At 60.9% G+C, this 15,447-nt stretch carries 14 protein-coding genes and 1 pseudogene; 13 read left to right on the plus strand and 2 right to left on the minus strand.

Annotated elements, in window-relative coordinates:
* Positions 1 to 99: 99 nt before the first annotated feature.
* The 13 genes and pseudogenes from hfq (at position 100) to ACK6C6_RS05780 (ending at position 14,354) form a co-directional block, all read left to right on the plus strand.
* Positions 100 to 336 (plus strand): RNA chaperone Hfq, encoded by a 237-nt coding sequence (gene hfq / locus ACK6C6_RS05720; RefSeq protein WP_026354376.1) that lies wholly within the window; start codon positions 100 to 102, stop codon positions 334 to 336.
* Positions 337 to 368: 32 nt separating this feature from the next.
* Positions 369 to 1,547 carry a GTPase HflX gene (gene hflX / locus ACK6C6_RS05725; RefSeq protein WP_409267304.1) on the plus strand — a complete coding sequence of 393 codons (1,179 nt, stop codon included), beginning with the start codon at positions 369 to 371 and terminating at the stop codon, positions 1,545 to 1,547.
* A 3-nt stretch (positions 1,548 to 1,550) separates the two neighbouring features.
* The gene (gene hflK / locus ACK6C6_RS05730) at positions 1,551 to 2,834 is read left to right on the plus strand and encodes an FtsH protease activity modulator HflK (protein WP_036212417.1); all 1,284 of its coding nucleotides are present in this window, start codon (positions 1,551 to 1,553) and stop codon (positions 2,832 to 2,834) included.
* Positions 2,834 to 3,706 (plus strand): protease modulator HflC, encoded by an 873-nt coding sequence (hflC, locus tag ACK6C6_RS05735; RefSeq protein WP_209585871.1) that lies wholly within the window; start codon positions 2,834 to 2,836, stop codon positions 3,704 to 3,706. Before hflK ends, hflC begins: the two co-directional genes overlap by 1 nt.
* Before the next feature lie 317 nt (positions 3,707 to 4,023).
* Entirely contained in the window at positions 4,024 to 5,178 is a 1,155-nt protein-coding gene (locus ACK6C6_RS05740) for an ATP phosphoribosyltransferase regulatory subunit (protein ID WP_409266328.1), read from the plus strand.
* Between the two features lie 3 nt (positions 5,179 to 5,181).
* A complete protein-coding gene (locus tag ACK6C6_RS05745) occupies positions 5,182 to 6,498 on the plus strand; it encodes an adenylosuccinate synthase (RefSeq protein ID WP_409266329.1) in 1,317 nt (438 codons plus the stop codon).
* A gap of 21 nt (positions 6,499 to 6,519) precedes the next feature.
* Entirely contained in the window at positions 6,520 to 7,059 is a 540-nt protein-coding gene (locus ACK6C6_RS05750) for a phosphoribosyltransferase (RefSeq protein ID WP_209585874.1), read from the plus strand.
* Between the two features lie 124 nt (positions 7,060 to 7,183).
* A complete protein-coding gene (locus ACK6C6_RS05755) occupies positions 7,184 to 9,904 on the plus strand; it encodes a COR domain-containing protein (protein WP_409266330.1) in 2,721 nt (906 codons plus the stop codon).
* Positions 9,904 to 10,287, plus strand: a pseudogene (locus tag ACK6C6_RS05760) (phosphoribosyltransferase); the annotation flags it as partial. The gene ACK6C6_RS05755 and the pseudogene ACK6C6_RS05760, both read left to right, overlap by 1 nt.
* Positions 10,288 to 10,560: 273 nt before the next feature.
* Complete coding sequence (locus tag ACK6C6_RS05765) at positions 10,561 to 11,046, plus strand: Lrp/AsnC family transcriptional regulator (protein ID WP_209585875.1); 486 nt, start codon at positions 10,561 to 10,563, stop codon at positions 11,044 to 11,046.
* 67 nt (positions 11,047 to 11,113) lie between these two features.
* Positions 11,114 to 11,710 carry a MarC family protein gene (locus ACK6C6_RS05770; protein ID WP_409266332.1) on the plus strand — a complete coding sequence of 199 codons (597 nt, stop codon included), beginning with the start codon at positions 11,114 to 11,116 and terminating at the stop codon, positions 11,708 to 11,710.
* Between the two features lie 85 nt (positions 11,711 to 11,795).
* The gene (locus ACK6C6_RS05775) at positions 11,796 to 13,811 is read left to right on the plus strand and encodes an ATP-binding protein (RefSeq protein WP_409266333.1); all 2,016 of its coding nucleotides are present in this window, start codon (positions 11,796 to 11,798) and stop codon (positions 13,809 to 13,811) included.
* 78 nt (positions 13,812 to 13,889) lie between these two features.
* Positions 13,890 to 14,354, plus strand: a complete 465-nt coding sequence (locus ACK6C6_RS05780; RefSeq protein WP_409266334.1) for an RES family NAD+ phosphorylase — start codon at positions 13,890 to 13,892, stop codon at positions 14,352 to 14,354.
* Here ACK6C6_RS05780 and ACK6C6_RS05785 read toward each other — a convergent pair.
* Positions 14,351 to 15,058 (minus strand): hypothetical protein, encoded by a 708-nt coding sequence (locus ACK6C6_RS05785; protein WP_409266336.1) that lies wholly within the window; start codon positions 15,056 to 15,058, stop codon positions 14,351 to 14,353. The genes ACK6C6_RS05780 and ACK6C6_RS05785 overlap by 4 nt on opposite strands.
* Positions 15,059 to 15,083: 25 nt before the next feature.
* A complete protein-coding gene (locus tag ACK6C6_RS05790; RefSeq protein WP_292037608.1) occupies positions 15,084 to 15,392 on the minus strand; it encodes a hypothetical protein in 309 nt (102 codons plus the stop codon).
* Between the last annotated feature and the right edge of the window lie 55 nt (positions 15,393 to 15,447).

Below are 15,447 nucleotides of genomic sequence, written 5' to 3' on the forward strand. Positions count from 1 at the left end.
GCTTAGGGCTTGCATTCGCCACAGCTGAATGCGGCTCAGGCACTTGAAATTTGGCAAACCGCCACTATTTTTAAACTACAACAACATTACGGAGCTGTTATGAGCAACAAAGGGCAACTGTTACAAGACCCATTCCTGAACGCTTTGCGCAAGGAGCACGTCCCCGTCTCCATCTACCTGGTCAACGGCATCAAGCTGCAAGGCCACATCGAATCCTTCGACCAGTACGTCGTCCTGCTTCGTAATACCGTGACCCAGATGGTCTACAAGCATGCCATTTCCACCGTTGTCCCGGCTCGCGCCGTCAACCTTAACCTCGACTCCGAAGCCGAGTAAGGCCGATGGCTGACGCCCCCGGCAACACCTCCATGCGCGCAGCGCTGGTCGGCATCGATTTCGGTAGCGGTGATTTCACCGCCAGCCTGGAAGAGCTGTCGCTGCTTGCGCGTTCCGCCGGCGCCGAACCGATCACCACGATCACGGCCAAGCGCAGCAGTCCCGATCCCGCCCATTTCGTCGGCAGCGGCAAGGCCGACGAAATCAAGATGGCCTGCAAGGTCGAGGGCATCGAGCTCGTCATCTTCAACCACGCCCTGTCGCCTGCCCAGCAGCGTAACCTCGAGCGCAGGCTCGAGGTGCGCGTGGTCGACCGTACCAGCCTGATCCTCGACATCTTCGCCCAGCGCGCCCAGAGCCACGAGGGCAAACTGCAGGTGGAACTGGCCCAGCTGCAGCACCTGGCCACGCGCCTGATCCGCGGCTGGACCCACCTGGAGCGCCAGAAGGGCGGTATCGGCCTGCGCGGCCCGGGTGAAACCCAGCTCGAGACCGACCGCCGCCTGATCGGCGAGCGCGTCAAGATGCTGCGCACCCGGCTCACCAAGCTGCGCAAGCAGCACGAGACCCAGCGCCGCCAGCGCGGGCGCAACCAGACCTTCTCGGTCTCCCTCGTCGGTTATACCAACGCGGGCAAGTCGACCCTGTTCAATACGCTGACCAAGGCCGGGGTGTATGTTGCGAACCAGCTGTTCGCGACGCTCGACACCACCAGCCGCCGCCTCTACCTGGGCGACGAGGTGGGCAATGTGGTGATTTCCGATACCGTCGGCTTCGTGCGCGAACTGCCGCACCAGCTGGTGGCGGCCTTCCGCGCCACGCTGGAAGAAACCATCCACGCCGACCTGCTGCTGCACGTGGTCGACGGCAACTCGCCGGTGCGCATGGAACAGATCGAGCAGGTGAACGAAGTCTTGCGCGAGATCGGCGCCGATCATGTGCCCCAGATCCTGGTCTGGAACAAGATTGATGCGGCCGGGCTGGAGCCCGGGGTCGAGCGTGATGAATATGATAAGATCAGCCGCGTTTTCATCAGCGCCCACAGCGGGGCCGGCCTGGACCTGCTGCGAGATGCCATCGTCGAGGCGGCGTTGGCGGCAGGCGCAGAACAGGAACAGTCGCGCAATGGGGAAGAACCGGCGGTGGGCGGCTCCCTGGCCAATTCTGCAGAGAACACTATGACAACCTCCACCCATCTCGGGCCACACTAGCCTATGCTCGTTTCTTTACTAAAACGTTGCGGCATCAAACTGTCGCTGAACGACCCACGTTGGGGCCATAAACCCGACGGTGACCACAAGGCCCAGGAGGGCCGCCGGCCGGGTGAAGGCCCGCCCGACCTCGATCAACTCTGGCGCGATTTCAATGCGCGCCTGAACCGCATCTTCGGCGGCCGCAACAACGGCGGCGACGGCGGCGGCGGCCCGGGCGGCCGCGGCGAGATGCGCGGCGCCGGCATCGGCGCCGGCGTGGTGGCGACCATCGTCGGCCTGATCTGGCTGGCGAGCGGCGCCTTCATCGTGCAGGAAGGCCAGACCGGCGTCGTCACCACTTTCGGCAAGCTCAGCCATACCACCGGCGCCGGCTTCAACTGGCGCTGGCCGTACCCGATCCAGGCCCACGAGACCGTCAACGTGTCGACGATCCGCACCGCCGAGATCGGCTATCGCGCCAACGTGCGCAACAAGCAGCCGCAAGAGTCGCTGATGCTGACCGACGACGAGAACATCATCGACATCCAGTTCGCGGTCCAGTACACGCTGAAGGACCCGGTCCAGTGGCTGTTCAACAACCGCGAGAACGACGAAACCGTGCGTCAGGTGGCCGAGACCGCCATCCGCGAAGTGGTCGGCAAGAGCAAGATGGACTTCGTCCTGTACGAAGGCCGCGAGAAGGTCGCTGCCGACGTGCACCAGATGATGCAGCAGATCCTCGACCGCTACGCGCTGGGCGCCCTGGTCACCAACGTGACCATGCAGGGCGTGCAGCCGCCGGAGCAGGTGCAAGAAGCCTTCGACGACGCCGTCAAGGCCGGCCAGGACCGCGCCCGTGCCCGCAACGAAGGCGAGGCCTACGCCAACCAGGTGATTCCACAGGCGCGCGGCCAGGCCTTCCGCCTGCAGCAGGACGCCGAGGCCTACCGTTCGATGGTGGTCGAGAACGCGACCGGTAACGCCTCGCGCTTCGACCAGGTGGTGGCCGCCTACGCGAAGGCCCCGGCCGTCACCCGCGACCGCATGTACATCGATACCATGCAGCAGATCTTCTCCAGCACCAGCAAGGTGATGGTGGATTCGCGCGCGGGCAATCCGATGATCTACCTGCCGCTGGACAAGCTGATCCAGCAAGGCGCCGGCAACGAAAGTGTCGGCGCCCGTTCGGGTCCGGTGCAGGTGCCGCAGTCGGCGCCGCCGTCGGACGTCATGCAAGCCATGGATTCGGTGCGCCAGCGCGACAGCCGCAGCCGCGATTCCTCACGTGACAGGGAGAGCCGTTAATGAACCGCCTCGTAACTTTATTTGTGGCGGGCTTCATTGCCTTGATGCTGCTCTCGTCCACCGTGTTCGTGGTCGACCAGCGCCGCTTCGCCATCGTGTTCGCCCTGGGTCAGGTGCGCGACGTGATCACCGAGCCGGGCCTGCACTTCAAGCTGCCGCCGCCGTTCCAGAACGTGATCTACCTGGACAAACGCATCCTGACGCTCGACACGCCTGACGCCGACCGTTTCATCACGGCCGAGAAGAAGAACATCCTGGTGGATGCCTTCATGAAGTGGCGTATCACCGACCCGCGCCTGTACTACGTCAGCTTCGGCGGCGACGAGACCCGTGCCCGCGACCGCCTGTCGCAGATCATCAAGGCTGCCCTGAACGACGAGATCACCAAGCGCACCGTGCGCGAAGTGATTTCCGGCGAGCGTGGCGCGGTGATGAACGCGGTGAAGGAAAAGGTCGTGGCCGAAGCCAAGGAGATCGGCGTGGGCGTGGTGGACGTGCGCCTCAAGCGCGTCGACTACATCGAGCAGATCAACAACTCGGTGTACGAACGCATGAAGGCCGAGCGCGTGCGCGTGGCCAACGAGCTGCGCTCCACCGGCGCCGCCGAATCCGAACAGATCCGCGCCGACGCCGACCGCCAGCGCACCGTGATCATCGCCGAAGCCTTCCGCGAGGCCGAGAAGATCAAGGGTGACGGCGATGCCAAGGCATCGGTGATCTACGCCGAGTCGTTCGGCAAGAACCCGGAATTTGCCAAGTATTACCGTTCGCTGGAAGCCTACCGCGCGACCTTCAAGAACCGTGGCGACGTGATGGTGGTGGATCCGAATTCGGAGTTCTTCAAGTACTTCAAGCAGCCAGGCGGCAAGTAAGCCAGGTCGCTTTTGTAGGGTGGGCGGGTTCCCCGCCCACGCGGTCGAGTAGCGGTGGATTTGCCCGAGCGGCTATTCACACCTCAGCTATCACCGCGTGGGCGGGAGACCCGCCCACGCTACGTTTACAGGCAATTTTCGGTATAGACAAGCGTTGCAACATGGCACTATGGCAAGCCGCCAGACCTGCCAAACCAACATCCCCCGCCTACGCCTTATCATTTTCGGGTAAAATTGCCGATTCGGCGCTCGCACCGTGCGCCAGCACGCCCGTGCCCTTTGTACCGCTCTTGTCAAACAACCCGTTAGCTCCGCCCATGCCGAACTGGCTTCTGCCTGAAAATATCGCCGATGTCTTGCCGTCCGAAGCGCGCAAGATCGAGGATCTGCGCCGCAAGATGCTCGATACCTTCCGCCTGTACGGCTACGAACTGGTGATGCCGCCGCTGCTCGAGTACGTCGAGTCGCTGCTGGCCGGAGCAGGGCAGGACACCGAACTGCGCACCTTCAAGGTGGTCGACCAGCTGTCCGGCCGCCTGCTCGGCCTGCGCGCCGACATGACCACGCAGGTGGCGCGCATCGACGCGCACCTGTTGAACCGGGAAACCGTCACCCGCCTGTGCTACGCCGGCAGCGTGCTGCATACCCGTCCGTCGGGCCTGCACGCCACCCGCGAGCCGATCCAGATCGGCGCCGAGATCTACGGCCACGCCGGCCTGGAAGCCGACGCCGAGATCCAGGAGCTGGCGCTCGGTGCGCTGGCGCTGGCCGGCTTCGACAGCGTCCGCCTCGACCTGTGCCACGTCGGCATCCTGCGCGCCATCCTCAACGACGACCCGGCCGCGCGCCGCGACGAAGCCCAGCTCATCGCCATGCTGCGCGCCAAGGACGCGCCGGGACTGGACGGGCTCACCCAAGATTATCTGCCCGCCACCCGCATGGCCCTGCTGGCGCTGCCGCACCTGTACGGCGACGTCGAAGTGCTGGCGCGTGCCAGGGAAGAATTGCCGGCCCTGCCGGGCATCACCCGCGCGCTGGCCGAGCTGGCTGCGCTCGCGGCAAGCGCCATCGGCCGCGCCGAAGTGGCGATCGACCTGGCCGACCTGCGCGGCTACCAGTACGAAAGCGGCGCCATGTTCGCGCTCTACGTGCCGGGCCTGCCCAACGCAGTGGCGCGCGGCGGCCGCTACGACCATGTGGGCGAAGCCTTCGGACGTGCGCGTCCGGCGACCGGCTTCTCGCTCGACCTGCGCGAACTGGCGCGGCTGCTGCCGACTGCCGAGCGCAAGCATTCGATCCGCGCGCCGTGGGGCAATGCGCCGGAACTGAAGGAAAAAATCGCTGACCTGCGCAAGGCAGGCGAAGTCGTGATCCAGTCCATGCCGGGTCACGACAATGTTCAGGACGAGTTCGAGTGCGACCGCGTGCTCGTCCTCGAAAACGGAAATTGGATTCTCAAAAACTTAGGTTAAGTGATGTCAAATACTAACGTGGCAAAGAACGTCGTTGTCATCGGCACCCAGTGGGGCGATGAAGGTAAAGGCAAGATCGTCGACTGGCTGACCGACCATGCGGCCGGCGTCGTCCGTTTCCAGGGCGGCCATAACGCGGGTCACACCCTCGTGATCAAGGGCCAGAAGACCGCGCTGCAGCTGATCCCGTCGGGCATCATGCGCGAAGGCGTGGCCTGCTACATCGGCAACGGCGTCGTCGTCTCGGTCCCGGACGTGATGCGCGAGATCGACAAGCTGCAGGCCGCCGGCATCGAAGTGGTGTCGCGCCTGAAGATCTCGGAAGCCTGCCCGGTCATCCTGCCTTACCACGTCGCCATCGACAAGGCGCGTGAAGCCAAGCGCGGCGAGAACAAGATCGGCACCACCGGCAAGGGCATCGGCCCGGCCTACGAAGACAAAGTGGCACGCCGTGCGATCCGCATCGCCGACCTGCTCAACGAAGAGCGCTTCGCCGAGAAGCTCAAGGAAAACCTCGAGTACCACAACCACGTGCTGGTCAACTACCTGGGCGCCGATCCGATCGACTTCCAGACGACCTACGATGACGCGATGGCCCTGGTGCCGCGCCTGCGCCCGATGGTGGGCGACGTCTCGTCGCAGCTGTACGCCGCCTACAAGGCCGGCGGCAGCCTGCTGTTCGAAGGCGCGCAGGGCTCGCTGCTCGACGTCGACCACGGCACCTACCCGTTCGTGACCTCGTCGAACTGCGTGGCAGGCAATGCCGCCGCCGGCGCCGGCGTCGGTCCGGGCATGCTGCATTACATCCTCGGCATCACCAAGGCCTACACGACCCGCGTGGGTTCGGGCCCGTTCCCGGCCGAACTGCCGACCGACGCCGGCGTCGGCGAGCACCTGTCGCGTATCGGCCACGAGTTCGGCACCGTGACCGGCCGTGCCCGCCGCTGCGGCTGGTTCGACGCCGCGCTGCTGCGCCGCTCGGTGCAGATCAACGGCGTGTCGGGCATGTGCCTGACCAAGCTGGACGTGCTGGACGGTATCGAGTCGCTGAAGCTGTGCACCGGCTACAAGATCGACGGCCGCGAGGTCGACATCTTCCCGGTCGGCGCCGAAGAAGCGGCCCTGTGCGAGCCGGTCTACGAAGAGATGCCGGGCTGGACCGAATCGACCGTCGGCGCCAAGTCGATGGAAGACCTGCCGGCCAATGCCCGCGCCTACATCAAGCGCATCGAAGAACTGGTGGGCGTGCCGATCGACATGGTGTCGACCGGCCCGGACCGCGAAGAAACCATCGTGCTGCGCCATCCGTTCGCAGCTTAATAACAATAGGAATGACCTGAAATGAACACCCCTGCATCGACCGACAAGGACCTCTGGGTTTCGTGGGACGAGTACAACCGCCTGGTCGAGCGCCTCGCGCTGCAAGTCTACGAATCGAACTGGAAGTTCGACATGGTGCTGTGCCTGGCGCGCGGCGGCGTGCGTCCCGGCGACGTGATCTCGCGCATCTTCGACGTGCCGCTGGCGATCCTGTCGACCAGCTCCTACCGCGAAGAAGCCGGCACCAAGCAGGGCAACCTGGACATCGCCAAGTACATGACGATGACCAAGGGCCCGCTGGCCGGCCGCATCCTGCTGGTCGATGACCTGGCCGATTCGGGCGTGACCCTGCAGAAGGTGCGCGAGCACCTGCAGACCAACTATCCGGACGTCTCGGAAGTGCGCTCGGCCGTCATCTGGGTGAAGGGCACCTCGGCCTTCAAGCCGGACTACCACCTGGAAGACCTGCCGCACAACCCGTGGATCCACCAGCCGTTCGAAGACTACGACGGCCTGCGTCCGCACCAGCTGTCGGCGTGGATGAAGAAGTTCGAGAAGTAATAGTTTTAGAAAAATCGGGGCGCTGCCCCGATTTTTTATTTATGCTTACTGCATTTAAGCCTTGTGCTTTCGTCGCACAGATAATTAAGAATTCTAATTCAGCTTAAATTTCTCTGGTTTTAAAATGAGCGAAAATAATCAAGAAGCCATCGATATTTTGGAAGAGCAATTTACTAAGCTGCCAAAAGAAAAATTAGCTGCGTTTGCAACACGTTTAGCCCTACGATTTTTACCCTCGCTTTGCGAACCTTCGCCAACACGAAAAATACCATTTTCTATATGGACGAAAGCCCAGCGCGCTAACAACTTGATCGTTTTCTTTCGAATCCTGAACAGCTCGGTAATGCAAGCTCTGGGCAGAGATAAGACTGACTTTGATCAAATTCTTCCCCAAGCACAACGTGTTAAAGCACGAGTAAACCGAAGCCATCAAAGTGGAAAGGACATGTCAGACGCAGATATGGCATGTACTGCGATTTTGTTGGCAGGAATGACTGCCTCGTATTTTCCATCCTATACGAAGGCCGCCGCCATGGTTTCATGTATTAAGCCGAAGTTTATGGGGGATCTAGAGAAAACAGAAGAAGTGAATGATTTAGAGGATGCTCGAACTCCATATGGAAAGCAGCTTGCGACTGAAATCAAACTACTCCATGATGAGTCAGTTTCCGCCGAGGCTTTCCTGCAACACCCGTTATGGGATTGCGATCCTCCAGAACAGTGGAAATCGTCGTGCATTGAGTTCGAGAAAGGTCTAAGTTCGCTCGGCAACGGCTTTGAGATTTGGCGAAGGTGGTATTCAAATTTCTTGCAAGGAAATCCGCTGGACGACCAACTTTTGAACAAAATCCACGATTTGCCTGAAGAGATTATTGCTCAAGGGGCAATAGCAACCAATGCATACATTGCCGCTCGACTGCGCCAGACGGCGATTAAGCCCTTGAATCGGGTTCGCGTAATATTTATTGGTTACGGCGATTCAGGAAAAACGTCCTTGATCAAAGTTCTCCACGGTGAGCCGGTCGTCGAAGGTAGAGAGCCAATGACGCCGGGGATCGACATCCGAGAGTGGCAAGTACCTGATACTGAGATCAAAGCACATTTCTGGGACTTTGGCGGGCAAGTGATGGTTCACGCAACCCATCAACTTTTCTTGCGATCGTCCTGCCTATACGTTCTTGTTGTCAATGCACGGGCTGAAATTAGTGCTACTGAGCAGGCACAGTATTGGCTAGAGCATGTAAGAAGTTTCGGAGGAAATGCTCCAGTAATGGTAGTTGGAAACAGAATTGATCAAGCAGATTTGAATATTGATATGGGTTTACTACGTGAAAAATACCAAAATATTGTAGGGTATTACCCATTGTCATGCACTCAAGCGCAAGGGCGATTCGCGTCTCACGCCAATACGTTTCGGGATGCATTCCGGCGTGAAGTTCTTGCCATTAGTACTCATCAGGTTATGTTCACTGAAGAGCAATTTGAAGTGTTGCAGGAATTGCGGCAGTTGACCCGCAAGCAATCGTTCCTTCCAAAGCAAGAATTTGATCAGATATGCAACAGTCATGGTGTATCTCTAGACCCCGTTCAAGGACGGCGCTGGCTGCTCGATGTGTTGGATAAACTTGGAGTTATCATTCATTTTCCACAGCTGCCATTTGCAGATGGATATGTATTGAATCCGAGATGGCTGACATACGGAGTTTATAAATTGATGTATGGGCAAAAGGCCAGAATTGATATCAATGATATTGTGCGACTTCTTAGTGATGAAAAAGTCATTGATGAGGCTGGTAATGAGTTACGCTATCCAAGTGATAAGTGCCGCTTGATTATGGATGCAATGCGGGAGTTCAAGTTGAGTTATCCGCTTGGCGATGATGAGAAAACTATAATTATTCCTGCATTGCTCCCTGCTGAGCAAGCAGTTATCAAGTTTGATAAGTCGGCGGGACTAAGCTTTGAATATTCATTTGATGTCTTTTTGCCGCGTCATATATTTCCGCAATTGATTGTTGGGCGGCATCAGGAAATTTTTGAAGAATGTGTTTGGCAAACTGGCGTTCATTTTAAGAGTGGAGTTTTTGATGCCTCTGCGTTGATCACTGCAGATTATCATGCCCGCAAGATATCGATATGGGTGATTGGTTCGAATGCTAAAGAATATTTGGCAGTGTTGCGCGACGATCTAGATGCAATCTTGCAGCGTATTGATGTCGCGTATCAAGAGTATGTTGTGCTACCTGAGAATGCTAGGTTAAATTTAGAGCAGCGGATGCCACTTAACATAGAAAAAGCCCCGTATCGGCAGGTTTTGGCGTATGCATCTCGCGGCGAGTTCGAATATATTTCTATATCTGGAAATATATATGATATTGCTATCGTCTTAGGAAATGTTGTCACGACGAAGCGGCAGAAGTTGGATATGATTAATCAGATCAAAGTTTACGGAGGAGTTGTGAATATGGGAAATTCAACTGGAAACAAGAGTATTAATGTTGCTAATAGCGCAATTTCTGGCAGTATCGTTGCAGCAGATGACGTGGCAAATAGCTTCAATTTGAGTGCAGGCAGTGTAGAACTTGAGAAGCTGAAGCAATTGGTAGAGGCGCTTCAGTCCCGAGTGAATGAGTTAAAAACATCTGCCCCACCGGACTCGGCCGGCGATGTGTTGGAAATTTCGGCGGATACTAACGTTTTGGTAAATGAAGTAAGCGCCGAAAAACCAAGTGAATCGCGAATTCGTCGGCGGATTGACGGGATTTTGAGTGCGGCTAAGTCCATTGGCGTGGCAGGGCTGCCGGTCTTGGAAGGGGCAGTGGCAATTAAAGAATTGCTCAGTTAATTTCGCGCATCTTCGACGTGCCGCTGGCGATCCTGTCGACCAGCTCCTACCGCGAAGAAGCCGGCACCAAGCAGGGCAACCTGGACATCGCCAAGTACATGACGATGACCAAGGGCCCGCTGGCCGGCCGCATCCTGCTGGTCGACGACCTGGCCGATTCGGGCGTGACCCTGCAGAAGGTGCGCGAGCACCTGCAGACCAACTATCCGGACGTCTCGGAAGTGCGCTCGGCCGTCATCTGGGTGAAGGGCACCTCGGCCTTCAAGCCGGACTACCACCTGGAAGACCTGCCGCACAACCCGTGGATCCACCAGCCGTTCGAAGACTACGACGGCCTGCGTCCGCACCAGCTGGCGGCGTGGATGAAGAAGTTCGAGAAGTAATCGACCGGGCCTGCAAGGGCAAGGCGAACGGGCAGGGAAGGCGCAAGCCTTTCCTGCCCGTTTCATTTGCTAAGCCGCTCTCTTGAAGCGGCGCCCGCGGCGCGCGATGCAGCTCCGTTCGTGGCGGAGGTTCAGGACGGCGCGGAATGTCTCGATGAAGTACCCCTCCATCGTAGTGGCAGGGAACGAAAAGGTGCTTTCGTTGTTTCCCTGTTTTAAGGGGAATATGGGAGAATCTCCTATATAAATGTAAAACATCAGGAGTTTCTTCTCATGGAGGCCGACAGCAAGCCAAAAAAGGACGTCCTCGACGAGATCGACCGAAAAATCCTGCGCATCCTGCGCGTCGATGGCCGCATCACCAACCAGAAGCTGGCCGAGAGCGTCCACTTGTCGCCCACGCCCTGCTGGAACCGGGTTCGGGCCCTGGAAGAGCAGGGCTACATCGAAGGCTATGCCGCCATCCTGTCCCAGCGTGCGCTGGGCCTGCCGGACACCGTCATCATCGAGGTCACGCTGGAACGCCACGACGACGACATGCTGATCCGCTTCGGCGAAGAGCTGGCCAAGCTACCCGAAGTGATGGAGGCCAGTTTGCTGACCGGCGACTACGACTACCTGATCAAGGTGGCGGTGGCCGGCACCGAGGGCTATGAGCGCTTCCTGCGCCAGCGCCTGTACAAGATTCCCGGCATCCGCCACAGCCGTTCAACTTTCGTGCTGCGCACCCTGAAACGCACCCATTCGGTCGAGCCTTGAACGTAATACTCTGCTAAGATGCGTCGCGGCCATCCGCACATATTTAACAATAAAAAACTAAAAATCGATGACCCAAAGTTTTTTCCAGACCTTCATCCTGCTGATCCTCGTCACTGATCCTTTCGGCAACGTTCCCCTGTTCGCCGCCGCCCTCAAGGAAGTCCCGGTCCAGCGCCGCCCCCGCATCGTGGTGCGCGAATGCGCCATTGCCTTCCTGCTGCTGCTGGTGTTCATGTTCTTCGGCCAGCACTTCCTGGAAGCGCTGCACCTGTCGCCGGTGGCCCTGCGTATCGGTGGCGCGGTTATCCTGCTCATCATCGCCATTCGCATGATCTTCCCGCATCCGGACGGCGTGCTCGGCCGCAGCGAGGGAGGCGAGCCCTTTATCGTGCCGCTGGCCATTCCCGCGCTGGCTGGTCCGTCGGCACTGGCCACCGTGCTGCTGTTCAGCTCCGGAAGCATCAACGAGACCATGATCCACGTGGCGGCGCTGGCCGCGGTCGGCGTGGTCTGGCTGGCGGTCTTCCTGAGCGCGGAAAAGCTGCAGCAGCGCCTGGGGCCGCAGGTCATGACCGCTTTCGAGCGCCTGATGGGCCTGATTCTGACGGCCATGTCGGTCGAGATGCTGCTGGGCGGCATCCGCGAATTCGTCCAGACACTATGAGGGCAGCGGTGCGGGGTCAAACCTCGTCTTTCTGGCACACTTTTGGCATGCGCACCGCTGCGACCACATCCGTATTGACCCAGGCATGAAACCCGAACACGAGACTCCGTCCGAATGGCTGCCCTTCCTGAGCGGGGGCGGCCAGATGGGGGCCATGATGCGGGCGCACGACTGGTCGCATTCCCCGCTCGGCCACCCGCGCACCTGGCCGCAGGCCCTGCGCACCACGGTCGGCCTGATGCTCAACTCGAAGTTCCCGATGTTCGTGGCCTGGGGGCCGGAGCTCGGCTTCCTGTACAACGACTCCTACGCGATCATCCTCGGCGAAAAGCATCCCGCTTCGCTGGGTGACCGCTTCCACGACATCTGGCGCGAGATCTGGGACGACATCCATCCGCTGATCGTGCGTGCGCTCAAGGGCGAATCCACCTACATGGACCGGCTGCCGCTGCGCATGCACCGTCACGGCTACGACGAGGACACCTGGTTCCGCTTCTCGTATTCGCCGGTGCGCGACGAGGATGGCACCGTGGCCGGCATGTACTGCGCCTGCGTCGAGATGACCGGCGAAGTGCTGGCGGAACGCTATCGCGAACAGGAGAACCAGCGCCTGATGGCGCTGTTCGAGCAGGCGCCCGGCATCTTCGCCGTGCTGCGCGGGCCAAACCACGTGTTCGAGATCGCCAACGAGTCCTACCTGCAGCTGATCGGTCACCGCGGACTGATCGGCAGGTCGGCGCGCGAGGCCCTGCCCGAGGTCGCGGACCAGGGTTTCTTCGAGCTGCTCGACCAGGTCTACCAGTCGGGCCAGCCTTTCGTGGGCCATGCGGTGCCGCTACGCGTGCAGCGCGAGGCCAGTGCGCCCCTGGAAGAGCGCTTCGTCGACTTCGTGTACCAGCCGATCCGCGGCCCGAAGGGCGACGTCGAGGGCATCTTCGTGGAAGGCAGCGACGTCACCATGCGCAAGCGCGTCGAGGACGAGCTGCGCGCCGCCAACCGCCAGAAGGACCAGTTCCTGGCGATGCTGGCGCACGAGCTGCGCAACCCGCTGGCCCCGATCACGACCGCCGCCCAGCTCTTGCAACGCGGCACGCTCGATCCGCAGCGCGCGCGCCATGCCAGCGACATCATCGTGCGCCAGGCCGAGCACATGACCAACCTGGTGAACGACCTGCTGGATGTCTCGCGCGTCACGCGTGGCCTGGCCGAGATCGAGAAGGAAGACCTCGACATTGCCGCGGTCGTCAACGGCGCCGTCGAACAGGTGCGCCCGCTGCTCGACATGAAGCGCCACGAGCTCCGGGTCGAGCAGTGGCAGCAGCCTCTGTACGTGTCGGGCGACCGCACGCGCCTGGTGCAGGTGGTCTCGAACATCCTGAATAACGCCGCCAAGTACACGCCTTCGGGCGGTCGGATCGCCTTGCGCGTGACCAGCGAAGGTGGCGAAGCCGTGATCGCGGTGAGCGACAACGGGCAGGGCATCGACCCGCAGGTGCTGCCCTACATCTTCGACCTGTTCACCCAGGCCGAGCGCACGCCGGACCGCTCGCAGGGCGGCCTGGGCATCGGCCTGGCGCTGGTCAAGAGCCTGGTGGCGCTGCATGGCGGGCGGGTGGCGGCCTTCAGCGAGGGCCCGAACAAGGGCAGCGAATTCGTGATTCGCCTGCCGCTGCTCTCCGGCGCCGAGGCGCAGGAGCCGCAGCAGGCGCTTGACCAGGCCAATGAGGGTGCGGTGCGGGTATTGGTGGTGGACGACAATGCCGACGCCGCGCAGATGCTCGCCACGCTGCTCGAGGCGCACGGCCACGTGGTGAGCGTCGAGTACGACGGCACCGGCGGCCTGGCGCGCGCGCTGCGCGAACGGCCCGAAGTCATGCTGCTCGATATCGGCCTGCCCGACATGGACGGCCACGAGCTCGCGCGCCGCCTGCGCGCCTCGCCGGATACCGCCAACGCCATGCTGATCGCACTCACCGGCTACGGCCAGAGCGAAGACCGCGAACGCGCGCGCCAGGCCGGCTTCGACCGGCACCTGGTCAAGCCGGCGGACCTGTCGGAACTGCTGCGCATCCTGGCCGACTTGCGCGAGCGGGTCGACTAAGAGACCGTCCCATCCGTGCGCGGTCTGCGCCCCAGGCCGGTGTATGCTGGTTCCGGGACAATACGGGGACGCGCTCGCATGAGAACCTGGAGAATCGCGGAAGAAGACGTGGCGCTGGACCGCAGCTGCGAAGGCGCGCGCAAGAGCGGCGGACACTGGCACGAAGAGGGCTGCGCCGCGCTGTACACCGCCATGACGGCGGAGATGGCGGTGCTGGAAAAATTCGTCCACCTTGATGGCAACGAACCCGGCCTGGTGCTGGTGGCGGTGGACTTGCCGGACGATCCCGAGCTGGGCATCGACGTGTCGCGCGAAGAGCTGCCGGAAGGCTGGGATGACCTCGACGACGGCGGCAGCGCAACGCAATTCGGCACTGCCTTCCTGCAGAAGTGCCACCACCTCTACATGCGGGTGCCGTCGGTGATCGTGGGGGAGGGGGGCAACCTGGTCATCAACCCGGAGCATCCGGCCTATGCAGACGTGAAGCTGTCGATCGCCAGGTCATTCAGCTTCGACCCCAGGATGTTCAATCGGCCGGACTAATCCACCGCGATAGTAATGACCGTTCTGTCGCTGTTGACGAATGTCGGCTTCCACGGCGGATTGACGACCCGGATGTCGCGCACGCCCAGCTTGGCGAAGTCCGCGATCGAATAAGTCCACCCCACCGATTGTTCGGTCTCGAGCTGCGCATGCGCAGGCGACTGGCCCAGGGTCGTGATGCGTTGCTGTACCCCGATGAGGGCAAAATAACGGGCTTCTTCCGCGGCTTGCGGTGCGGCCGCCTCCCGCACGGCCTGTTCCAGCCTGGCGCGCAGCGCCTCGCGCTGCCCGGCGGGCAGTGTCTTGAGCATGGCTTCCTGTTCACCATCGAGCTGGAACGACATGCTGCTCAGGCCGCCGTGGTAGCCGACGACGGCAAAATTGCTCACCACCTTGCGCGGCGCCGCCGGGAAGACGTAGTTCGCACACGAAGAAAAGCAGTATTCCATCACCTTGACCGTCAGGCCCTGGGCATGCACCCAGCGGCCCAGTTCGATGCCGGCGCCGGTAACCCCGCCCTTGCTGCGAATCGACAGGATGGCTGGCCTGGGCCGCGCCTTGCTGAATAACGCGAAGGCGCGCTGGTTGGCCTCGGTCGTGAGGCTGCCCACGTAGTTCAATTCGCCGTTGTCGATGAAGACCTGGGTGGACGAGGCGGCGGCCGTTGCAGGCAGTGCCAGCGCAGCCAGGCATGCCGCTGCCAATGTCGATCGCGGCTTCGGGTTCACGTCAGAAGCTGCCCACAACGATCGGGATGAAGACGACGATGAAGACGAGGATGCGGATCGCAAAAGTCCCGCCGACCTGCACCGAGGGATGGCGCTTTTCCACGCGCAGGGACCAGACGAAGCCGGCCATGCCGACAACGAGCGCGAAGGCGACCAGGCCTCCCAGGTTCAGCAATCCTTCTCCCAGCGAGCTCATGCGATAAGGAGCGGGAGACACCATGGCGAGGAAGCGGTAAAAGCTGATCGGGACCAGCACGGCTCCCAGCAGCATGAGGGCGTTTGCAACTTTGAGTTTGGTGTGAGGCGTCATGGGCAGCAGTCTACACAGCCGGCCTTGATGAAAATGCACGAAATTCCACCGCAAT

This window comes from Massilia sp. BHUDP2 (assembly GCF_046236355.1).
GTDB lineage: Bacteria > Pseudomonadota > Gammaproteobacteria > Burkholderiales > Burkholderiaceae_D > Telluria > Telluria varians.